17 protein-coding genes are annotated in these 22,424 nt (G+C 46.3%); 1 reads left to right on the top strand and 16 read right to left on the bottom strand.

Features of this window, described 5'->3' with window-relative positions; all coding sequences use genetic code 11:
* Window positions 1-22 precede the first annotated feature (22 nt).
* The 16 genes from ACZ5V1_RS15010 to ald form a co-directional block, all read right to left on the bottom strand.
* Window positions 23-808: a class I fructose-bisphosphate aldolase gene (locus ACZ5V1_RS15010; RefSeq protein ID WP_464389522.1), complete on the bottom strand. Its 786-nt coding sequence runs from the start codon at window positions 806-808 to the stop codon at window positions 23-25.
* Between the two features lie 15 nt (window positions 809-823).
* Window positions 824-1,588: a tRNA1(Val) (adenine(37)-N6)-methyltransferase gene (locus ACZ5V1_RS15005; protein ID WP_464389521.1), complete on the bottom strand. Its 765-nt coding sequence runs from the start codon at window positions 1,586-1,588 to the stop codon at window positions 824-826.
* Between the two features lie 459 nt (window positions 1,589-2,047).
* Window positions 2,048-3,256, bottom strand: coding sequence for an FprA family A-type flavoprotein (locus ACZ5V1_RS15000; protein WP_464391629.1), 1,209 nt, complete (start codon window positions 3,254-3,256; stop codon window positions 2,048-2,050).
* Between the two features lie 302 nt (window positions 3,257-3,558).
* Window positions 3,559-3,717, bottom strand: a complete 159-nt coding sequence (gene rd / locus ACZ5V1_RS14995) for a rubredoxin (RefSeq protein WP_464389520.1) — start codon at window positions 3,715-3,717, stop codon at window positions 3,559-3,561.
* Window positions 3,718-3,735: 18 nt separating this feature from the next.
* Window positions 3,736-4,116: a desulfoferrodoxin gene (locus ACZ5V1_RS14990; protein ID WP_464389519.1), complete on the bottom strand. Its 381-nt coding sequence runs from the start codon at window positions 4,114-4,116 to the stop codon at window positions 3,736-3,738.
* A 407-nt stretch (window positions 4,117-4,523) separates the two neighbouring features.
* Complete coding sequence (gene mltG / locus ACZ5V1_RS14985; protein ID WP_464389518.1) at window positions 4,524-5,552, bottom strand: endolytic transglycosylase MltG; 1,029 nt, start codon at window positions 5,550-5,552, stop codon at window positions 4,524-4,526.
* A gap of 9 nt (window positions 5,553-5,561) precedes the next feature.
* Window positions 5,562-5,993 carry a Holliday junction resolvase RuvX gene (gene ruvX, locus ACZ5V1_RS14980; protein ID WP_160716182.1) on the bottom strand — a complete coding sequence of 144 codons (432 nt, stop codon included), beginning with the start codon at window positions 5,991-5,993 and terminating at the stop codon, window positions 5,562-5,564.
* Between the two features lie 76 nt (window positions 5,994-6,069).
* Complete coding sequence (locus ACZ5V1_RS14975) at window positions 6,070-9,642, bottom strand: FAD-binding and (Fe-S)-binding domain-containing protein (RefSeq protein WP_464389517.1); 3,573 nt, start codon at window positions 9,640-9,642, stop codon at window positions 6,070-6,072.
* Between the two features lie 114 nt (window positions 9,643-9,756).
* Window positions 9,757-10,791: a DHH family phosphoesterase gene (locus tag ACZ5V1_RS14970; RefSeq protein ID WP_464389516.1), complete on the bottom strand. Its 1,035-nt coding sequence runs from the start codon at window positions 10,789-10,791 to the stop codon at window positions 9,757-9,759.
* 1 nt (window position 10,792) lies between these two features.
* Window positions 10,793-11,299, bottom strand: a complete 507-nt coding sequence (locus ACZ5V1_RS14965; protein ID WP_464389515.1) for a bifunctional adenosylcobinamide kinase/adenosylcobinamide-phosphate guanylyltransferase — start codon at window positions 11,297-11,299, stop codon at window positions 10,793-10,795.
* A gap of 1 nt (window position 11,300) precedes the next feature.
* Entirely contained in the window at window positions 11,301-12,023 is a 723-nt protein-coding gene (gene cbiR, locus ACZ5V1_RS14960) for a cobamide remodeling phosphodiesterase CbiR (protein WP_464389514.1), read from the bottom strand.
* Between the two features lie 699 nt (window positions 12,024-12,722).
* Complete coding sequence (locus tag ACZ5V1_RS14955) at window positions 12,723-15,866, bottom strand: UvrD-helicase domain-containing protein (protein WP_464389513.1); 3,144 nt, start codon at window positions 15,864-15,866, stop codon at window positions 12,723-12,725.
* Window positions 15,867-16,440: 574 nt separating this feature from the next.
* On the bottom strand, window positions 16,441-17,178 hold the full coding sequence (locus tag ACZ5V1_RS14950; protein WP_464389512.1) for an amino acid ABC transporter ATP-binding protein: 738 nt from the start codon (window positions 17,176-17,178) through the stop codon (window positions 16,441-16,443).
* 9 nt (window positions 17,179-17,187) lie between these two features.
* Window positions 17,188-17,859, bottom strand: a complete 672-nt coding sequence (locus ACZ5V1_RS14945) for an amino acid ABC transporter permease (protein ID WP_464389511.1) — start codon at window positions 17,857-17,859, stop codon at window positions 17,188-17,190.
* Window positions 17,860-17,974: 115 nt separating this feature from the next.
* Window positions 17,975-18,715 (bottom strand): glutamine ABC transporter substrate-binding protein GlnH, encoded by a 741-nt coding sequence (glnH, locus tag ACZ5V1_RS14940; protein ID WP_464389510.1) that lies wholly within the window; start codon window positions 18,713-18,715, stop codon window positions 17,975-17,977.
* A 352-nt stretch (window positions 18,716-19,067) separates the two neighbouring features.
* Entirely contained in the window at window positions 19,068-20,171 is a 1,104-nt protein-coding gene (gene ald, locus ACZ5V1_RS14935) for an alanine dehydrogenase (protein ID WP_464389509.1), read from the bottom strand.
* Between the two features lie 635 nt (window positions 20,172-20,806).
* Between ald and ACZ5V1_RS14930 the strand changes: the two genes are divergently transcribed.
* On the top strand, window positions 20,807-22,045 hold the full coding sequence (locus ACZ5V1_RS14930) for a M48 family metallopeptidase (protein WP_464389508.1): 1,239 nt from the start codon (window positions 20,807-20,809) through the stop codon (window positions 22,043-22,045).
* Window positions 22,046-22,424: the final 379 nt, after the last annotated feature.

The raw sequence follows: 22,424 nt of genomic DNA, 5'->3' as shown, positions 1-22,424 counted from the left end.
CACGAAAAAAAGTACCGCTATTTTAAACATCTTCTTTCTGAGATTCCTCAGGGAGCGTTGCTACGCTCTGGATGCGTTCTAAGCCTGCTGTTTGCTCTTCTGGAGGGAGAATCTGGAACGGAACAATTACGCCCTCTGCGCCGCATGCAAGCCCTTCTTCGACGGACTTACAATAGCTATCGAAGTTCGTAGCACCGTGTGTTCCCATAAGAAGCACTGGTGCTGAAGATTCACCAACAGCTTGAGCAAAGCTTTCTTCATGTCCAGAGTAAGGCACAGCAATAATATCAGCGCCGAGTTCGCTGCCTAGACTTATCGAATCTGCAATAAGTGCACGATCGTATTCTTGAACAATACGCTCGCCCTTTGCGAAAATTGAAAGAATGACTGGCAATCCATAAGAATGGGCTTCTTCGCTAACAGCGCCAAAGTCCTGAAGCATCTTCTCTTCGTACTCATTGCCGATAGCAAGTTGCAACGCAACAGCATCAGCTCCGGCACGTAAGGCTTCAAGCACAGAACAAACAACAGTGCGGTTCCAAGACGGCACGGCATGTTTGCTGGCTGTAGAAAGCTGGACAACTAGCGGAAGCGTTGCAGGAAAAGTTAAGCCGAATGTTCGGGCAAAGCCGCTGGAAACAAGAAGCGAATTGAGAGGATGCTTGCTGATAGCCTCCACGCAGGCAGACGCAGAGACAGATGAAGTGAAGCCGCCGTCCATTCGGGACTGTTCAAAAGAAACAATAACAGGTTTTGATTTGTTTTCTGTTGAAAGCAGACGCTCTCTTCTACGATACATACCAATCATAAACTCTCCTGAGGGCTATCGCCCGCGTGCATTACATTCCAGATACGGACAATACGCCAAAGCCCCGTCCGTAAGGGCTGTGTTGTCACCTGTGCCGCTGTACATAACAAGCGGAGCTTCAACGGCAACACCGCAATTACAATTTTTTCGGGCTTCAAGCAATACCAGCGTACTATTTTGATCTGCCTTGCTGTGAACAAATTTAAGGCGCTTAGGTGTCAGCTTATTCTGTGAACAAGCACGCATAAGTTCTTCGAGACGCTCCGAAGGAAAAATACAACAAAACGATCCCTTATTCTTTACCAGAAAAGACGCTGTTTGCACAAATGCAGCAAGCGCGCCCTCTGTTTCGAACAAAGCGCACGTCCGCTCCTGAGTTGCAGCATGACGTCCCTGATTCTGTCTACGGTACGGTGGATTAGAAACTACAACATCTGCACTTTCAGCACCAAGCCCGCTCTGACGAATCGCGCCCACGTCCGTCAAAACACCACGAAACCGGTCCGCCACGCCCAAATACTCCGCATTCTGATTCGCAGCATCAAGCAACAACGGTTGTAATTCTACTCCCGTCACAGCAAGTCGCTCGTTCTCAAGCAGCATTGTCAGGCCAATAACGCCACAGCCCGTGCCAAGGTCAACAGCTGTGCGATACTTCGCCGCACCAGCAAACCTCGCCAGCAGCAAAGCGTCCATCGAGAACCGAAACGTTCCCTCCGGCTGGAAAAGGCCACGCGGAAAATATTCACGCGCCTTTTCTATGTCGTGCTCTTTATTCATTGTAATCCTTAATGTGTCTCCGATGGCGCTTGTCAGCGGGATGTCTTTGGGGCTTGTTTGTCTTCGACGACGCTTATCAGCGGGATGTCTCCGACGGCTGGGGGAAACCCTGTTACACTGTCGCTATCTGTAATCTCTCATTCTTCGAGAACAGCTACCGCTTTGGAAAAGGGTTCTCCCCCAGACCCCCTTCCTAAAACTTTTATTACGCGAAAAAAGCCCGTTATTAAACATCTCACGCGGCTTAATAACCACTACCTTTCATTAGCATAAAGAAAGGGTGGAGATATATTCCCCACCCTTTTCTAATAATCATCAATAAGCCGTAATCACTTTTTATGAACAAGAATCCTTCGCGAATCGGGTCAAGGGAGAGTCTCCCTTGCGGATGCAAGGCAGAGCCTGCTCGCCGAAGGCAAAGAAACTCAAAAATAAAAAGCGCCGAAGACTCCAAAACAGTTATTCGCCGCACTTCTCTTTAAGAGCTTTAGCGAGTTCAACACCCATTTCGTAGCATTTTTTGTAAGAGTCGTGTGTTGGTACAAACTGGTTTTTCACGCCATCAACAGGCATTTCGAAGCCCATATCAACGAGGCTTTCGGTGAGTGACTTTACACACTCGCCAGACCAGCCAAAGGAGCCGAATGCGCCACCGATGCGGTTTTGCGGACGAAGACCTTTCATGTAGGTTATCATTTTAGCGACTTCTGGAAGAATACCGTTGTTGTGAGTCGGAGACCCGAACACAACAGCGCTTGCACGACCAAGCTCAGTCATTACTGCGCTATGGTGGTCAGTTTTAAGATGCATGATGCGCACTGGTACGCCTTCGCTCTCAAAACCTTCTGCAACGGAATACGCCATTTTTTCTGTAGAATGCCACATGGTATCGAAGATAATGACAGCACGTTTCTGCCATGCCTGCTCTGCAAATTCACGATATTTGTCTAAGCACCACTGCACATCTTCTTTACCGCGGAAGATAAGACCGTGGTCTGGTGCGAGCATGTCGATTTCGATACCCATTTCTGCAATAGCATCAAGTGTTTTGAGTACTAACGGAGAGAATGGAAGAACGATGTTCTGGTAGTATTCTACCATGTCGTGCTCAACAACAGCGCGATCAACTTCGTCTACAAAACGTTCTGTGCTGGAAATGTTCTGTCCGAAAATGTCGTTGCAGATAAGAAGCTTATCCTGCGGGATGTAGGACACCATAGAATCAGGCCAGTGGAGCATACGAGTTTCGATGAACTGAATGTCACGGGAACCGATGTTAACGGTGTCGCCAGTTTTCACTACTTCGATAGGCCACCCTTCGGTATTGTAATGCGCCTGCATGGAGCGTTTACCGAGTGGTGAACAAAATATTTTTTCTGGTTTGCAAAGTTCTACGAGTCTTGGAAGACAACCGGAGTGGTCTGGCTCGAGGTGGTTACAAACGATGTAGTCAACTTTCTCTAACTCAGTAACGTTAGACATACGGCACAACATTGTGTCGAGGAAATTGCTTTTTACTGTGTCAAAAAGAACGGTTTTTTCGTCTTTAATGAGATAGCTGTTGTAAGTGGTGCCCTGTGGAGAAAGAGAATAACCGTGGAAGTCACGGCTTGTGTAATCAACAGCACCGACCCAAAATACGTCTTTTTTAATTTCAACAGGATGCATCATATTTTCCTTATTACTAGCCCTTGCTCACGCGAAAGGGTCTTAGAGAGAAATTTGTAGCTGTTCAAACAATCGACAGCGTGTTTCCTACTTTCAAGAGCATAGCGCAACACTCTGAAATACATGTGTTTCAGTACCAAAAACACAACGAACACGTGAATAAATTTCACCATGGTACGTAATGCACCACGGCAATACAGCCAAGCACAGCGATAGCATGTACATCTGCATCCTGTACAGAGTATGCTATACGCCAATTTACAAAAAAAAGCCCCCCTCCAGCAGAGGGGGGCTTATAGTATTTAAGCTGGTTCGAATTCGCTCTTAGGAGCCCCGCAGACCGGACAGAGCCAATCTTCTGGGATATCTTCGAACTTTGTGCCAGGCTCTACACCATTGCTTGGGTCGCCCTCGGCTGGATCATACTCATAACCACAAATCACGCATACGTACTTTTCCATTGTTCTCTTCCCTTTTTATTATGCTTCTGCTTTCCAGTGGCCGTGGAGGTTACAGTACTCACGTGCTGTAACTTTTTCTGCTTCAATACAGAACTCAGCCTCTGGTGCGTCGCCAGGGTTAAGGAATTTGGTGTAACTTACGCCGTCTGCAACGAGTTCGATCCACTGAATCCAATGCTTGTCAACCATAGGGTGAGCAACTTCACCGACTTTAACGAGGTAGCCATTCGCAGTTTTTTCAATAACTGGAATGTGTTTTTCGCGTGCTGCGTCAACAGTACCTTCAACCTGAAGAACCATATCTTCACCACAGCAAACCAAAGACGGGCCGCCACCTATGAGAATTTCAGCCATGTTTCCGCAGTGCTCACATTTGTAAACTTCGAGACGATTTGGCATCGGGAGCCTCCTGATCGACATTGTATTATTTTATTCGGGTAAAATCACTTTCCAGTAATCGGAAATTTTATTGCTGCGTCACTATACACGTAAAGTAGTATCAGTTCAACGCGTTAAGCAGGCATTTACTTGTTCCTGCCCGCCGTTGAAAAAAGATATACGCAGTTGAAAAAGAATAATCAAGCTAATAATAACTGTTCTTAATAAGAAACTTTCTTCTTATTCTTTAACATGTTGATTTTAAAAAACTCTAACCCAGCTAACTTTTTATCATAAGCATAAAAAAAGACAGAGAGTTATACACTCCCTGCCTTTTTTGCACCAAAAATATCATCAGTAGCAACAGTATATTGCACTGCGTTTGGCATGAGCAGATACACTTCGCCGTGAGCAGTTACGTTGCTATCTTACTTCTTTCTGCGCAGCTGATACTTACGAACAGCGTTGTTATGTTCTTTCAGCGTCTTACTGAATTTATGAGATCCATCGCCCTTTGACACAAAGAAAAGGTATTTGTGTTGCTCTGGATTCATAGCAGCTTTAATAGCTTCCAGACCGGGGGAACAAATTGGCCCCGGAGGTAAGCCTCTGTGCTGATACGTGTTATATTTATTCTTTTTATTGCGGATGTCAGCGCGGCGAATATCACCGTCAAAGCTCTTTCCCAGTCCATAGATAATGGTCGGGTCTGCCTGCATACGCATTCCCATCTCCAGACGATTTTCATATACGCCTGCAACACGTTCACGCTCTTCAGGAACGCCGGTTTCCTTTTCCACAAGCGAGGCCAGAATGAGAGTTTTTTTCAAAACTTCAGGGCTCGGCTTTTTGTCTCCCCATAAAGAAGCAGTCTTCTGCCAGAACATGTGAACCAGCATTGACGCCACGTCTTCCGCAGAGGCTTCATTCATTACTCGAGGCTTACTTAACTTGTATGTTTCAGGGAACAGAAAGCCTTCCGCATCGGGAAAAGGAATATTGTGTTTCTTCAGAAACTCCGGATCGTGAATGACTCTGGAGAAATCTTCTACTTTGGCAAACCCTTGTTGCTCAATTTTTTTAGCAATAACCCACCAAGGCAGTCCTTCCTGAAAAGTCAGAGTATAAAGGATGCCCTTGCCGGTTACGAGCTCTTTAAGCAGGCGTTCAGGAGTCCAGCCGGTATTAAGAAGATATTCACCGGCTTTTAAATTTTGCTGTTGTTTACGGAGTCGGACGAGCAGACGAAATGCATACGGATGCGTAAGAGCGCCTTGGCGCGCCATATCATCAATAATTTGATTAAACGACGCTCCGGCCGGAACTACCAGAGGAATTTGACGCAACTCTTTTTGCATAGGAGATCTGGTATACGTTTCAAACGTAAACCATACACCCGCTGCAACGAGTACTGTAAGCACTAATAAAGCGCTTAGTATTTTTGAAAATGTGCCCATATCAATCTGCTAATCGTAAAGTTGTCTGTGCTCTTCGTTCAAATGCAGGAACGACTCTAGAATACGCACTGCTGCCTGCTGGTCAACTACCTTATCGATCTCGTGGCCCTTCAAACCAGCGTCTCGCAGCTCTAATTCTGCTTCGAAAGAACTGAGTGCTTCTGTAATGACAAAGATTGGTAGATCGCAGCGACGACGCAATCGTGCAAGAAAATTGCGCACCTGACGGGACATAAGCGTTTCTTCACCAGACAGTGACATGGGCAGGCCAACAACGATGGCAACTGGCTCTTCCTTCTCGATGAACGCTAAAAGCTCCGTGAAAAACTTATCACGTGTTTTCATCATCAGCGTCATACGCGGAAATGCCATATTGCCGCCAGTATCACTGGCTGCAAGTCCTGTCCGCTTTGTTCCGTAGTCTATAGCAATATATTTCATGTAGTTTTTCTTTTGCCTTTAGCAAACAAAGCTCCCCTTCCGAATATAAGTAAGTTCAGAAGGGGAGCCAATGCTCTTAAAGACTCTTTGTATCTACGATTCGCTTCGAATCTTTCTGAGTAGATTCTGTCGCGAGGCGTTTCATTTGTTTTTTCCAGTCAGCGCCGTATAGCGCTTCTGCAATGTATTCTACCGTATGCAGCACAGGGCGTTTTTCTTGTAAATTAAGGAAAATTCGCGAGATACCAACTTTACATGAAGGACACCCTACAAGAACAGGGGCATCTTCTTTCATTGTCGGCAACACGTGTGTTAACCCTGCTTCTTTCTTAGCGCGCAACTTGTTGTAAATATCAGGACTAGTGAGAGCACCCATGCCGGATTCACCACAACAACCAGGGTTCAATGTAATTTCTGCACCACATAATTCACTCAAAGCTTTAACGTATACGCCAGCGGCTTTGGTTTTATGCACACCTGTCCATTCTGCGTGGCAGGATGGATGGTATAATACAGACTTACCCTTTGCGGCATCTTTCAACGCATCTTTGCCCATACGTTCGATAAGGAACTGTACGGCATCTTTATGCTCAAGCTTAATGTTTAAAGCCTCGGCAAGTTCGTATGACTCAAGCCCTTCACGGCAGGAACCACACGCAGTGATGGAATGCGTAATATTAAGTCCCGCACGTACTGCATCGGCAAGAAACGCTTTCATTTCTTCAATGTTAGTAGCACGGTTTTTTCTGTATTCTTCATCTTTACCGGCTGCCAGCAGCGGGTACCCGCAGCACATATGGCGTGGTGGCATAATCACAGCCACACCGGATTTAAGCATCAGCATCAGTGATGCCAGACCGATATTTCTGTAGAACAGGGAACCGCCACAACCCGGGAAGTAAAAGACTGCTTCCAGCGCTTTGCCTTCCGGTGCGTTCTCAGGAACAAAGATTGAACCTTTATCCAAACGCAGAGCTTCATTCAAGCCACGGTATCCAACTTCCGGCCCAAGACCGGAGAACAGCGGGCTGTTAATGCCTGAACGCCATGAACTTGGAACCAGACGCAGCATTTTATTCTGCACACGCTGTCCCATTGAAGCCATTTTAGCAGCACGCGGCACACGGTTCGCAACATCGGACACAAGGTAATCAAGCACCTTGGATTTGATAGGATGTCCGCCTGCGCCTTCATCTTGAACGAATGCGCGTAATTCCAACGCAACCTTCGAAGAATCAATTTTCACAGGACACACAGACGTACACTTACCACAGCCTGTGCAATGCTCCATGAGCTTACGCAGCTGCGCCATAAGGTTGTCGTCCGGCTTACCTTTGTTCACCTGAGAGTAGTAAACCGCTTCAAGCAGCGCACCGAGGCTCAAGTTCTTGTTTCGCGGATGATACAGCAAGTCACCCTGCGGGTAGAACATCGGACAAACCTGCTTACACTTACCACAACGGGTACAAACCTGAATGTTGGTGAGCAAGCTGATAAGGCGTTCTTTTTCCGGCAGACCGGAGGCCTGAATATCGCGGATAAGACGGTTAAACGAGAACGTAAACGGCTGAACCGGAGTATCTCGCTGTGTCAGCTTTGCAGGGTTCATAATAGAAAGCGGATCGACTCTGCGCTTAAACAGAGTGAGCTCTTCCATTTTTTTAACTGAAAGGAATTTAATTTTAGTAATGCCGATGCCGTGCTCGCCGGTAACCTCACCATTCATTTCCTGTGCCTTCGCCATAACTTCTTCTGCCACTTCTTCTGCGTGATGCAGCATGACAGGGTTATTCGAATCAACAGGAATGTTCACATGGCAGTTGCCGTCACCAGCATGCATGTGGTTTGCGACAATGATGCGGGTAGCGAGCATGTCTTCAACAATCTTACCGAGCTTGCGACGCTGGTTCGGATAGCGATCCTGCGCGTGCTCAAAGTACGCAAGCGCCTGATCAAGAGTTTCCTGATCAGAAAGCTCTGCAATCGGCACATCGCCTTTGGCAACTTTAGATGCAAAGGTGAACGCGCGGTTCAGCTCTTTATCTTCAAGCGGCATACCGCTCAGACGTCCACTTTCACCAAGTGCAGTACGGAATGCTCTACCCGTACAACGCTGGTTCAAATGCTCGATAAAGTCAGAAAACTCAGGAATAACATCGATTGGAATAACGATGTCTTCGTTAATTTTAAAGCCGGAGGTACGACGCGCAATGGCAGATAACTTATGTCTGTCTTCCCAGAAGACTTCTGCCTCTGCTGCATCTTTCGCAACAAAAACATCCACGCCTTCGTATGGAGTACAAATATTCACGATATCCTTCACACTGGCGTCCAGTGCGGACGTATCGTTTGAGTTCAGTTCAACAATAAGAACTGAAATCGGGCGCTCGTCATACTTATCTGATTTTGTCTGGTATTCAATTGCTTCAACATATTTGACACCAAACTCTTCCAGCGCTGAGATTTTAACAAGGTCGCCCTGCTCGCGAATAGTATCACGCAGTCCGACAATGTCTTTAATCACAAGCATTGCATTACGCATGGAGCGTCCAAAGAACTCCAGCACAAGCACACGGTCATATTTCTGCTTAGGGTAGCAAATGAAGGTTGCCTCAGTGATGATGCCATCAGTGCCTTCTTTCTGCACACCCGGCAGACCGCCGAGAAACTTGTTGGTAACGTCTTTACCAAGACCTGCTTTGCGGATTTGATCACCGCGCAAAGAAATAACAGTACGGACACCACCGGACACGTCTTTAACTTCAAACACGGCAGTTTCATCTTCCATAATCTTATGACGAGGATGATTAACGCGTTCTACATTGATGATTTCGCCTGTAGCGGTAACCATTGTGTAGTGAAGGATGTTGTCGAGTGTTGTTCCGTATTCAAAGGCAAAAGGACCGCCGGAGTTTTCCGACACGTTCCCGCCGATGGTGGAAGCAGTCTTGGATGCTGGGTCAACAGTAAAGAGCATCCCACCGATGTCTGCGGCTTTAATGGCGTCAAACGTGATAACGCCAGCCTCAGCGGTGAGAGTCATTTCTTTTTTGTCGATGGATTTGATAGCGCTCAGTTTCTGCAGGCTCATCACGACAGTGCGTTTGCGTGCCGGAATAGCACCACCGGTACAACCGGAAGCACCGCCACGCGGGATGAGTGCAAACTTCATTTCGTTCGCAAGGCGAACAATGGCGCTTACTTGATCTGTTGCAGAAGGCGCAACAACAAGCAATGGGAGTTCCATACGCAAGTCAGTTGCGTCTGTGGAACATTCCACTAACGATGCAGGGCGCAGATCAATATTGTTTTTTGGAATGATCTGTCCAAGTCGGCGCACCAACTCACTCCGGAATGCCATATCTGCCTCATAGGCACTCCAGAACATGGTGACACCTTCGCTCAGTGTATTGGCGTAATGATGTGCCAGAGCAGGTTCCGCTCTATCAAAACGCTTAGTTACACTTGTACGAACGGTATCCGCATCGATAAACGGATTGTAGCGGACGAGGAATAGTTCTTCGGCAAGCGCAATGGCGAGCTCCCGAACCGATTCCGGCCAATCTTCAAATTCATCAAGATCAATCCGCAACACCCTATGGACAAGAAACTCGGAACCTATAGAAATATGTGGGCCTTTGTGCGGCATGACCAATTCTCCCAGTATTTAAGAACGAAGCCAATGAGTCTACTTTTTGTTCTCTAAGAATGCAAGAAGAGCATTGCCGCACAATATTTGGGTAGAACTTTCACTCGAAAATCGTTACTCGCCCATTTTTTCGATATCTTCTTCAGCAGGCTTTGCGCACTTTATAGAACGGCTTCGGGTAGGAGATACAAGGCGTTTAAACACGAACATTTCAACATCCTTACCAACCAGATTTTCAATAGGAATCTCCGCACGGGCTAGCGCCTTATGGCCTCCGGCAGAACCTACATCGTTAAACTGGCAGTAGGCAAAATGCCCTAAATCGCGGTTAACACCATCACCACGGAAGATAATGACAGCCTTGTCCTGATACACACCACACACAGCAACCCAACGCATTTCGTGCACACGCATGAAGAAATCTGCAATCACAACAAGTGCGTCAGGATTATCTACTATGCCCACAAACGCATACCGGCCGGAACCTACTTTATGTATCCCGGTGATTGCACGGGAGAAATACTCCAGCCAATCAGAGTGCATTTCACTTCGCGCAATACGGGAAAGCAGCGGGTGGTTTGCAAATTTGCTCAAGACTTTAAACGCGCGGATATCAACCTCGTTGAAACTGCGCTCAAAATCGTTTGTATCAGTCTTGATGCCGTACATAAGTGCTGTTGCCAGCATTTTACCCGGACGAATGGTCATCTGATACAAATATTCTGTAAGAATGGTGCTATTGGAACCATAATTCGGAAGGATTTCTTTGAATTCTGCTTCCACTGGAAAATCATCATTCAACGGGTGATGGTCGATGACGATTGAATAATCCAATTCAGCGAACAAAGGATGGTGATGCGGCTGAGAATCTACAATCGCAAACCTGTCGTATTGAGCGGAAACCTGAGGCGTTAACTTTACCATAGGAATACGGAGCAAACGAGCCATCGCAAGGTTATCCGGACGCGTAATTTCGTTTACACGGGCAATATCTACATCTGCAACTCTGTGGCTCATAATGCGTTTGAGCGCGAGAGCAGAGCCCATCGCATCAGGGTCGGCATTAATAGTGATAAGCCAACGTTCATTGCGAGAGAACATTCCCAGCAGTTTATCAATCTGTGGTTTTACATTACGAAAATACGACATGTTACGCCTTTTTTACATAGAGCGGGATACCCGCGATCATGAGACAGACTTCATCACTTACAGCTGCAACAGCCTGATTAAGTGCACCTAATCTGCGAATGAATTGTCGAACCTGAGAACTTGCCGCAATGGGCCCCAGTCCTGCCTCACATGAAACTATTGTAACCTGAGTCTCGTCAGGAACCAATGAGAGGCTGTGCAAAAAAGCATCTTGTGCCTGCTGCCATTGGTCACCACATGCAAAGACCCAAAAATCCAGACTGTCGATTAGAATAGACTCATAATTCAGTATGGACTTTTCTAACAGTTGGGGCAATTCAATTCCGGTTTCCTTTACTGGAATTTCCGGAATTCTGGCTAACCGGTGATCCAAAATTTGCTGACCGAACGAAAAGTCCTGCGACTGCCCCGTTGCAAGCAAAACAGATGAACCCGTTCCTTCATACAACCGCTGCAAGCCAAAATCTGACTTGCCGGACTTGTCTCCCCCAAGAATAAGTCGGATCATTCTATTGTCCTTCCATCAAAAGCAATTCCTCAATAACCGGAATCGTTGTTTCAATATGCTTCCAGTTAAACAGCTCGTAAACCAGTGTGCAATCTTCTCCGCAAGCCTGAAGCACCTTACGTGCTACCCCTCTTCCGGCTTCATCCAAATGCACTAAACTGACATGCTTACTTCGCCCCTTAGCAGTTCCAACATCCGCAGGTGCATTTATGTGAACCATGCGAAGTCGATCAAAAATATCAGTACGATCAAGGAGTGCATCATGCCCGTATGCAATGATATGCCCTATGTCAATGCACACACCCAACCCCAAATCTTCTATCACTGGAGCAAGGTCGATCAAATCTGCGCCTTCAATATTCTCAATTAGTAAATCATTACAGTCAAATCCATGACTGTGCCAAGCGCGAGTAACCACTGTTAACAACTGCTGAGCCGCTTCTACAGAAAATGCATTTTTTCCCGTAGTCACTGGAGGATGCAACACCGCCTGACGGACTCCAAGAAAACGAACCTTGTCCATCAAGCCCAACACAATTCGAGCCGCTTGGTCAGCATCATCCCAAGGCAAATCCAGTGGCAAATGCACATGGTACGTTAAATCAAGCTCCGCCAGCCCGCTCGGCAAATCTGATTCATCATACGCAAGGCAAGATTCTGATTCAAAAAAGAGCAGCGCAACCTCGTTGACTTTGCCTTCAAGGAAAACACAGTTCTCATACACGCTACCTGCCATCACCCACGACGGCGCAGCCGTTTTCAGTGCAGGCCTCCGGCGGTTTTTCGGAGAGTTTGTTGCCTCCGGCGGGCAGGCTCTGCCTTGCATCCGCAAAGGGACACTGTCCCCTTGACCCCGTTTAGGCGAGTTTTTGTTGTCCATGAAATTTTGTTTCCGGCTTACGTGTTGTTTTGACTGTTGATGAACATATTGCAGAGAACTTGCCTCCGGCGGGCAAGGGTGCTGCCCCCACAAGGGACTGGCATCCGTAGCACTCGTTCCTCGTGAACGGCTACTGGCGCAAGCACCCGAAAGGGGGGAATCCCCCTTGACCCCGTTTAGGCGAGTTTTCTTATCTATAAAATTTAGTTTGCGGCTTGAGAATAGTATCTACCGTTGATGATCATCCGACAAGTATGACTAGAAACTTGGTTTGGAGCTTGAAGATTAATTCTGCCACAACACACGCTAGATCTCTCACAAATACTTCCTCTATTCCTTCCGCAAACGATTCGTTATCTCCTAACAAACTCACTTGGAAAAACGTTCCATCGTTTACGGCTAACACCTACTCGGCACGTCATGCCGGTCAAGGGGGGCTCCCCCTTGCGGGGTGGAGGGGCAGAGCCCTTCCCCGTCGGAGACAAAAAAACTCTAGCGCCGCAGGCACACAAACTCAAAAAAAGCGCCGCAGGCAAAAAAACCTTACAACAAGGTAAGCTGAGTTTCTTTGTGTTTCTTTTTGGCTTTGAGTGCAGAATGCATAAGCCGATCCTCCGGCAAATCTGCAAGGAATCGCGACGGCGCTAGATGCACGGTACGCCCGTAGATCATACGTGTTGTTGAATGACTCAGGAAAAGGAGTTGCTCTGCTCGAGTTATTGCCACGTAAAGCAGCCGCCGTTCTTCGTCGACATCAAAATGATCAGGCGCGCCGCTGGTTGTACCTGTAAGAGTGCTCATGCCTGAATACGGCATGATGCCATCTTCAAGCGCTGGCAGGAACACGGCTTTGAATTCCAGTCCTTTTGATGCGTGCATGGACATTATCTGCACTTTTTCGCTTTTCTGACGCACAAGATCGAGTTCTGTCTGTAGGTTGATCCAGTTGAGCAATCCTGCCCAGCCTTTGTGCTCCTTGTAGTTGTGTACAAGCTGTTTAAAGGCTGTAGATTTCCAGAACAGGCGATCGAATGGAAGAATGTCCTCCATGTACACAGCAATGCCTTGAGGCCCTTTTGCGAGCACTTTGTCGGGGCATGTTATCTGCTCTTCGCCTTCTTTGCTGGAAATACCGACAAAACGACCTGCTGCCGCGAGAATGAGCTCGACACGAGGGTCTACCCAGAATGCTTCCTGTTCGGGCACGGAGCAAGGGATGCCAAGCCTGTTGAGTGTCTGGCTGATTACAGGAATGAGCGCTTTGAATCGCACGAGAACAGCTATGTCTCCTGGAGACAGCTCGCCACCAAGAAGCCGCTCTTGCTTGTTATCTTGCAGAGAATGACTTGTTTGCCCGAGAAGCCCTCGGACTTGTTCTGCGATCCATGAAGCCTCTGCCTCAGAAGTCGGCGCTTCAAACATGCGCACCTCTGCTTCTACTGCTTTTTTAGCTTCAATAGCTTGTGCCTCACGAGCTGGCTCCATGAGTGCGCTTGCGTAGTCTACAATCTGCTGCGAAGAACGATAGTTTTCGGAAAGTTGAATAGTATTCAGCGACGGAAGCTCTTGAGCTAAAAATTCTTTAACACCACCGTGCGCCCCTCTGAATCCATAAATAGATTGATCAGGATCACCGATGCCGAAAAAGCCCTGCCCATTCTGGTCATCCTGCGACACAAGCTCCCGTACGACTGCTAATTGCAGCGGGGATAAATCTTGAATTTCGTCAACAAGCACATGTGTCCATGGGCGCACAAATACGTTGTTACGTAAGGATTCAAGCCAGAACTCTAGGAGGTCTGTATAGTCTGAAAGATTCCAAGAATTTTTCAGCCCGCAATAGTTTGCATACGCAGTTTGCTGTTCAGCTGGGCATGGATCCATACGTTCACGGCAAAGTGAGATAACTTCCCACGCTTTTTTGCACTGCTGCTTGCTTGCTTCTGCATTGGCTTCTGCAAAGACCCGCTTGGAACTTTCTTCGGAAAGCAGGGTCGGGGCGTCTGAATATGAGTTTTGCCAATACTCAAACGCTAGACCATGCAGAGTATCCGCGCGCGGTATGGATAATTTGTTCTGAACGGAATCAGCAAGGCGCGTTGTAAGCTCTTGCGCGGCACGACGAGTAAAAGTCAGCGCAAGCACTTGGCGCGCTTTGACTCCGGAACCGAGTAAATGCTCTATGCGACCGATAAGGGTACGAGTCTTCCCCGTTCCCGGTCCCGCCATAACGAGTACAGGATCAGGTGCTGAAAAAATCGCCTTTTCCTGTGCATCATTGTACTTGATGCGCGCCGGCTCATCCTGACGTTGTTGAACGGCTGCTTCAAAAATCGGGGTAATAGAAGCTTTTTCTTCCGGTGTAAGCCCGCTCACTTTTTCCGGTACATCAATAAGCGATTTACCATGCTTAAACTCGTTACGTTCCTTTTGAGAGAACACACGAACCACGCCGTATTCGCCATCAAACCCCGGCTGACGCAAAACTTCACCTTTACGCATTCTTCCGACAGCTTCAGCAAGAATAGGGTGCACCTTCTTAATGTCCTCTTCAGGAACATCACGAAGAATATTCATTTCTGAACCAAGCTTCTGGATCGCTTCAGCGTACAAGGTCATAACTTTTTTTGTCTTAGGCCCCACGCCCAGCACTTCACCCATCATTTCCGGTAACGGAATTAACGAACTGAAATCGCCAGCTTTAGACGGCTGTTTCGGCGTGTCTCTGTCTGCAAGAGAAAGAATTCTGTGCAAAACCCCCACGGTTAGCGGCTTGCCGCATACAGGGCAAATTCCGTCACGGGTCAGTGTTTCGCGTGGTTCCATGACAACGTTGCATTTGCGATGACCGTCTAAATGGTATTTCCCCTCTTCCGGAAAAAATTCCATGGTGCCAAGAAACTTGTGACCAAGCCCTTCGCCACGCAAACTGCGATACATACCTTCAAAAGAGATATCGCCTGCAAAAAGGTTACATTCGCGGGCGAGCTTGTCGCCGGAATGAGCATCAGAGTTCGACACAAGAGCAAACCGATCAAGGGCGCTCCACAACCAGTTCATTTCAGGGTCAGAAGAAAGACCTGTTTCGAGTGCAAAAATTTCTGAGGCGTAATCGCCGTAACACTCTTCTATTGTGTCGAAGCCGGATTTTGAGCCGAAAAGGGAGAACCACGGCGTCCAGATATGAGCAGGGATAAGGAAGGCTAGCGGATGGGTTTCGAGCACGAGGTCGAGAATATCGCGTGAATCCATACCAAGGATAGGGCGGCCATCGGAAGTAATATTGCCGATTTCACCAAGACGTTTGCTAAATTTTCGAGCAGCTTCAAACGTAGGCATGTACACAAGGTTATGCACCTTACGAACCTTGCCGCCACGCTTGTAGATTGAACTGATTTCTCCCTGCAATGTGAACAGAGCACGACCGTTCATAGAAGTGTCTTCAAAACGAGGAATCTCTTTGCCAAGGTCTGTCGTATCTTTCAGCCGAAATAATCCACTCTGGCTGTCTTCAACAAGTTGATCTTCTAACTCGTCCAGCCATTCAGGATGTGTGCAATCGCCAGTTCCAAGGACATCTAGCCCCTTCACTTCCGCCCATGCTGCCAAATGGCGCGGCGTAAGCTTTTTACTGGTTGCGCGAGAGAATCGGGAATGAATATGCAAATCGGCGCGAAACTGTTTCATGGAGCAACTATCCTAGCTTTAAGCCGTTGACTGCGAACCGCAGACAGGAAAATAAACCCTTCCGTTCCATACCTGTACCAGAGGAATACTCCCTAGACAATTGCGCAAGCTACTCGTTTTTCAATGACTCTACGTCTTCATTTTATGCTTGTATTTAGATGCCGAAATATTTGCCTCCGGCGGCCTAAGAACCTTTCTGTAGAAAGGTTCTTAGGAATCTCCAAAGACTTTTACTTGCGAGGTTAGCCCGTTTTTTACTCAACCTCGCGGCTTATATACTACTACCTTTCAACTAATAAAAAAGGGCTGTCCTTCGTATGAAGGACAGCCCTTTTACTATTTAAGTCAGTGGAATAAAGCCGCGTGAAAAATATATCTACGGGCGTTCTTCGCATAATAAAAAGTTTGAAAGGCCTTTGACCGTTAACGAGTCTTCGAGTTTTACGGACGAAGAGAGTGTAACGGGTCTGGGGGAAAACTTTTCAAAGTTTTCAGCCCAGCCGCCGGAGGCAAAAGCCTTAAACAAAAAGCGTCGAAGACCAGCCAGAGGCTCGTCGAAGACAAAAGCCTTAGACTACAGCTTTCCTAAGAAATCTTTAAGACGAGGATGCTTAGGATTGGAGAAGAACTCGTCTGGAGCTTCTTCTTCCTGAATCACACCATCGGCGATAAAGATTACGCGATCAGCAACTTCGCGAGCGAAGCCCATTTCGTGGGTTACTACCACCATGGTCATGCCTTCGTCGGCGAGTTTTTTCATTACGTCGAGAACTTCACCTACGAGCTCTGGGTCAAGTGCGGAGGTTGGTTCATCAAAGAGAATAACTTTCGGGCTCATAGCCAGAGAGCGTGCGATTGCAACGCGCTGTTTCTGACCACCGGAAAGCTGATCTGGGTAGGATGTTGCTTTATCCGGAAGACCTACTTTATCGAGCAGGCTCAGTGCAATTTTATCCGCTTCTGCTTTGTCCATTTTACGAACTTTAATAAGTCCGATGGTAATGTTCTGCAGAACAGACAGGTGTGGGAACAGGTTAAACTGCTGGAACACCATACCTGCTTCGGAGCGCACGTAGTTGATATCAGTTTCTTTTGCATAGAGGTCAAAGCCGTCTACAACAATAGAACCTGAGGTAATTTCTTCGAGACGGTTGATACAGCGCAAAACTGTTGATTTACCGGAACCGGAAGGTCCGAGAATTACAACAACTTCGCCCTGTTTCACGCTAAGGTCTACGCCTTTAATAACTTCTATATCACCGTAACTTTTATATAAGTTACGGATTTCAATCATGCTTGATGTATCACTCATAGAATGCTCCTAGCGGCTACTGCGTGCCATCAATTTTTTTTCATACCAGCGTAGGGCTTTCGCAATGGAAAGGGTCATACACAGGTAAACGATCGCTACAGTCAGGTATACTTCAAACGAACGGAAGTTAACCGCAACAATCTCCTGACCGGAACGGGTAAGCTCTGCTACACCGATAACTGTGAGGAGTGAGGTATCTTTAAGCGAAATGATGAACTGGTTGCCCAGTGGTGGAATCATGCGGCGGAATGCCTGAGGCCAAATGATAGAGAGCATGGTCTGGTTATGGGTAAGCCCGATAGAGCGACCTGCTTCAAACTGCCCTGCATCAATAGACTGCACTGCGCCACGTACGATTTCAGCGATATATGCACCGGAGTTAACAGCAATGGTGATAACACCTGCTGTAATAGGATTAATACGAACTCCGGAAATGAGCGGTACACCAAAATACAGGAACAGAGCCTGTACAATCATCGGGGTACCACGAATAATTTCTATATAAATGCTCGAGAGGGAGCGATTGAATCTGTTCTGAGAAAGACGACCTAAGCCTGCAACTGTGCCGATGAGAAAACCGAACACAAGGCCAAGGAGAGTGATGTAAATAGTCAGTTCAACCCCTTCTGTAAGAAGCGGAAGAGTTTCTAACATCACTGATGGTTTAAACTGAAATGCCATAGAGAGTATCTGCCTTTAGGTACTTTTGCCAAAAAAACTCGGCGAATAAAATATACATAGGGATGGCACAACACCATCCCTATGTCTTAGGTACTATGAAAAAAGTGGGGAGCTGCTATTTAGCAGGTGCGTAGCCGAACCATTTCATGAACAGTTCGTTGTAGGTGCCGTCTGCTTTCATTTCTTTAAGCGCTTTGTTAACGCCGGAAACGAGCTTGGAATCTTTAGGGAATGCAATGCCGTAAGCCTGCCCCTGATAGATAGGACCAACAACTTTAACCATGCCCTGTCCTGCTTTAGCTTCAAAATCTTTAACAACTGGCATATCGAAGATAACTGCGTCGGCACCGCCGGTCATCAGTTCCATGAACATGTTGTCGTTGTTAGGGAAGAGTTTGATGTTCTTCTTAGGTACGTACTGCTGAGCAAGGTCAACAGAAGAAGTAGCAAGCTTAGTAGCAACAATCTTGTCTTTAAGATCGTTGATAGTCTTGATGTCGTTGTTATCGGAACGAACAAGAATAACGAGACCGGAATCGTAGTAGCCGTCAGAGAAGTCAACAACTTCTGCACGGGAAGGCTTAATGGTGATGCCTGCAACAGCAGCATCGATAGAACCAGCCTGAAGGCCAGGAATAATACCGTTAAAATCCATTGGCTGGAATTCGTAATCAAGGTTCATACGCTTTGCAACTTCTTTCCACATGTCGATATCAAAACCAACAAATTCGCCGTTCTGTTTGAACTCAAAAGGCTTAAAGTTGGTATCATGTGCAACAACCAATTTCTCAGCAAATGCTGCAGAAGATAAAGAAATAACAAGCAAAGCTGTCAATATAGCGATAAGACGTTTCATAAATGAACCCTCCGAAAAATGATTACGATAACTACTGAGTAAAATTCCTACTATTTCGTTTTTTCATTAAACCGTAGTTTAACGAAAATGTGTTCTCAAACCGAGAGAGTATTAGCAGATGGAATAAAAAAAATCAAACGAGCTACTTTTTTTTGCGTTTTTGTCAATTGTAAATTTAATTTTACAATCGGCAACATTTCGATTCAATAAATCCAAGGTACTAACTCGATCATTGTAAACACATGTATCTGTCTTTTTTTAACAAAAATGTTAGCTAAATGATAGGGATAAAAAAATCCGACCCCTTAATAAAGGGTCGGATGTCAAAAACTGTACATGGTTAGCCGTAAATTTACAGTACATCCTCAGGTGAAACGGAGAACATCTCGAAAGCTTCGCCCACAGCAGGACAAGTTATTTTGCCTTTGTATGTGTTCAATCCCAGCGCGAGTGCGCGGTCTGCACGCAAAGCATCAAGACCTTTGTTTGCAAGTTGGATGGCATATGGCAATGTCTGGTTGCTCAGAGCAAAGGTAGAAGTACGAGGCACAGCACCCGGCATGTTTGTAACACCATAGTGAACAACGCCGTGAAGATTAAATACAGGATCGTCATGAGTGGTTGGCTTAATAGTTTCACAGCAACCGCCCTGATCGATAGCAACGTCTACGATGACTGCGCCTTCCTGCATGGTTTCAACCATCTCTTCAGTTACCAGACTTGGAGCTTTTGCACCCGGAATGAGAACAGCACCGACGACAAGGTCAGCTTTTGCAACCCATTCACGAATATTTGGTTCAGTAGATGTAATGGTGCGAATGCGGTTACCGAACACATCATCAAGGTACTGTAGACGCTGGTGGCTGACATCAAGAATGGTTACATCGGCACCAAAGCCGATAGCCATTTTGGCAGCGTTAGTACCAACAATACCACCGCCTACAACAGTAACGCAGCCCGGTGCGACACCAGGGGTTCCGCCAAGTAAGACACCACGTCCGCCATTTGCTTTTTTAAGAAAGTTTGCACCTTCCTGTGTTGCCATACGTCCGGCAACTTCGGACATAGGCATCAAGAGGGGCAGGCAGCCATTTGCAAGCTGCACAGTTTCATATGCTACAGCGGTTGTGCCACCCTCAAGAAGGGCAGTCGTCAAATCACGTTCAGCTGCAAGGTGGAGATATGTGAAAAGAAGCAAACCGTCGCGAAGATACTGGTACTCAGAGGCTACAGGCTCTTTCACCTTAATAACCATTTCTGCGCCCCAAGCCTCTTCTGCGGTAACCATGGTTGCACCGGCAGCAATAAATTCATCATCAAATAATCCGCTTCCGCGACCTGCGTCTGTTTCCACAAGCACGGTATGACCTTGACGAACAAGTGTTGCTGCGCCGCCCGGAGTAAGAGCTACTCGATTTTCCAGAGTTTTAATCTCTTTAGGTACACCAATAATCATGACTTTCTCCTTGCAACATCCAGAGGCTTTGATCTTGTTACGCAGCGACGTATTACGATGCTACCCCTGACTGTAAACATTGAAACTGTGGTATAAATTCACGTTTGTAACGTGCGTCATTTGGGTTACCAATCCCTGTACAACTGCCACAGGTTTGCGACAAGAGAAAAACAACTTTTATTCATAAAACACCTTAAATTTACTGAACTTTGCGAAAACACGGACATGTATTGCAAAAACGCAACATGAATATTCTTTTCATGTTATTTTATGATGTTATTCGATTACACAAACAACTCAGAGTTTCGATGATTTCGAGCTTCATAAAAATCCACAGAAGTGCATAAACGATCAACCATGTTGCAACGTTGCGACAGTTGAGCATATTAGAAAAAATATTTAGATTTCTTGATCAAATTGGCAGTTTTTTCTTTAAAAATGCATGATAACACTATCTAACACCTTAATTGCATACTGTTTTTTACTATCCGAAACAAATGACGTATATAAACAAGGCATAGGGCGCACACCAAAGCAATATTGTAACAGACCATAAGAACCTGTTATGTAATACACAGTGCGGATGCTCCGACATTTACGGGAAATTGCCCCATTATTTATCCTGAGGGAATACCATGACCTTTTTGACCATTCTGATTCTTTTTTTCATCATCGGCACTTGGGGACTTGAAACGTGGGTGAGCAAGCTTAACCTACAGTCTCTGGAGCAGCCCATTCCTGCTGTATTTGAACATGCAGTGAACACACAGAAATATGAAAAATCTCAAGCGTACACTCGCCGAAACGAGAAACTTTCGTTTGTCTCCGGTTTTGTTAACGTCGTCTCCGTAGTGCTTTGCATGATGCTAGGCATTTTCAATATCTTTAATGAATGGGCAACAACCCTTGCTACTGGACAAATTGTACAAGGATTAGCATTTCTGGGCATTGTCTCTGTCGCTTCCATGGTTCTTTCGCTTCCGTTTTCCATCTACAAAACATTTGTGATTGAAGAAGAATACGGATTCAACCGCACCACGCCAAAGCTGTTCATCGCAGACCGTTTCAAAGGAATTCTGCTGGCCGTTGTTCTAGGTGCACCACTTGCTGCGGGTATTATCTGGTTTTTCCAGACATTTTCCACATTCGGCTGGCTCATCGCTTGGGGATTCTCTACCGCATTCATGTTTGCGGTGCAGTACGTTGCGCCAATCTGGATTATGCCGCTGTTCAATAAATTTACTCCGTTGGAAGACGGAGATTTACGACAGGCAATTGAAGATTTTGCACACAAAAACGGATTCAATATTTCCGGCATCTATATAATAGATGGTTCCAAACGTTCCAACAAAGCAAACGCCTTCTTCACAGGGTTCGGCAAACAGAAACGTATTGCTCTGTTCGATACGCTCGTAAAATCCATGAGCACGGATGAAATCGTCGGTGTTCTTGCCCACGAGATCGGCCATTGCAAGCTGAACCACATTAAACGCATGTTCCTCACCAGTATTGTGACAACAGGAATTACATTCTTCTGCCTGTCTTTGGTGCTTGGGTACGAACCTTTGTATACTGCATTTCACGTTGAAAACATGACGATTGCGGTCGGAATGGTACTTTTCAACTTCCTCTACACACCGCTTTCTCTTCTTATGACTATTTTTGCTTCGCATCAGTCCCGTAAATATGAATTTGAAGCTGATGCGTTTGCAGCCAGAACAACCGGTAATCCTTCTGCTCTGTCAGGTGCGCTCATTAAACTTTCTGTTAACAGCCTTTCAAACCTGACACCGCATCCTGCATACGTATTCCTGCACTATTCGCACCCGCCTGTTGTTGCACGAATTGACGCACTGGAAAAAGTGGCAGCATAATTTTCTACCAAGACATAAAAAACACGAAAGAGCACTCTGGTCATACAGATTCTTCAGTAACACCACTGATAGCTTTCACTCTTTCATATAACGCTCACAAAATAGCGGCACGGTTTAATGAACCGTGCCGCTATTTTTTACTTTTACACAATTTCTACACAACTCATTTTCTGAAAACGATGTACCATTTCCAATAACTAATGAGTTTCATAGTCTTTTTCTGTACTCTTTTTCTATTTTTTTTTTATGCATTACTAATCACCGCAACAAACAAAGCATGCATTCATTTTTCATCAGCGAACCTTCACGCAACTTCATCAATACTTTTCCTAGTAACAACGCTAGATATACGCCAGCACGTACTACAAACGCTTTCTGC

It is taken from the genome of Halodesulfovibrio oceani subsp. galateae (assembly GCF_055397225.1).
This window is presented reverse-complemented; position numbering and strand designations above follow the sequence as displayed.

What these genes read in the sequence shown, in the direction of transcription:
- ACZ5V1_RS15010 (WP_464389522.1), bottom strand. Translation starts at nt 808, where the DNA reads ATGATTGGTATGTATCGTAGAAGAGAGCGTCTGCTTTCAACAGAAAAC.
- ACZ5V1_RS15005 (WP_464389521.1), bottom strand. Translation starts at nt 1,588, where the DNA reads ATGAATAAAGAGCACGACATAGAAAAGGCGCGTGAATATTTTCCGCGT.
- ACZ5V1_RS15000 (WP_464391629.1), bottom strand. Translation starts at nt 3,256, where the DNA reads ATGCATCCTGTTGAAATTAAAAAAGACGTATTTTGGGTCGGTGCTGTT.
- rd (WP_464389520.1), bottom strand. Translation starts at nt 3,717, where the DNA reads ATGGAAAAGTACGTATGCGTGATTTGTGGTTATGAGTATGATCCAGCC.
- ACZ5V1_RS14990 (WP_464389519.1), bottom strand. Translation starts at nt 4,116, where the DNA reads ATGCCAAATCGTCTCGAAGTTTACAAATGTGAGCACTGCGGAAACATG.
- mltG (WP_464389518.1), bottom strand. Translation starts at nt 5,552, where the DNA reads ATGGGCACATTTTCAAAAATACTAAGCGCTTTATTAGTGCTTACAGTA.
- ruvX (WP_160716182.1), bottom strand. Translation starts at nt 5,993, where the DNA reads ATGAAATATATTGCTATAGACTACGGAACAAAGCGGACAGGACTTGCA.
- ACZ5V1_RS14975 (WP_464389517.1), bottom strand. Translation starts at nt 9,642, where the DNA reads ATGCCGCACAAAGGCCCACATATTTCTATAGGTTCCGAGTTTCTTGTC.
- ACZ5V1_RS14970 (WP_464389516.1), bottom strand. Translation starts at nt 10,791, where the DNA reads ATGTCGTATTTTCGTAATGTAAAACCACAGATTGATAAACTGCTGGGA.
- ACZ5V1_RS14965 (WP_464389515.1), bottom strand. Translation starts at nt 11,299, where the DNA reads ATGATCCGACTTATTCTTGGGGGAGACAAGTCCGGCAAGTCAGATTTT.
- ACZ5V1_RS14955 (WP_464389513.1), bottom strand. Translation starts at nt 15,866, where the DNA reads ATGAAACAGTTTCGCGCCGATTTGCATATTCATTCCCGATTCTCTCGC.
- ACZ5V1_RS14950 (WP_464389512.1), bottom strand. Translation starts at nt 17,178, where the DNA reads ATGAGTGATACATCAAGCATGATTGAAATCCGTAACTTATATAAAAGT.
- ACZ5V1_RS14945 (WP_464389511.1), bottom strand. Translation starts at nt 17,859, where the DNA reads ATGGCATTTCAGTTTAAACCATCAGTGATGTTAGAAACTCTTCCGCTT.
- glnH (WP_464389510.1), bottom strand. Translation starts at nt 18,715, where the DNA reads ATGAAACGTCTTATCGCTATATTGACAGCTTTGCTTGTTATTTCTTTA.
- ald (WP_464389509.1), bottom strand. Translation starts at nt 20,171, where the DNA reads ATGATTATTGGTGTACCTAAAGAGATTAAAACTCTGGAAAATCGAGTA.
- ACZ5V1_RS14930 (WP_464389508.1), top strand. Translation starts at nt 20,807, where the DNA reads ATGACCTTTTTGACCATTCTGATTCTTTTTTTCATCATCGGCACTTGG.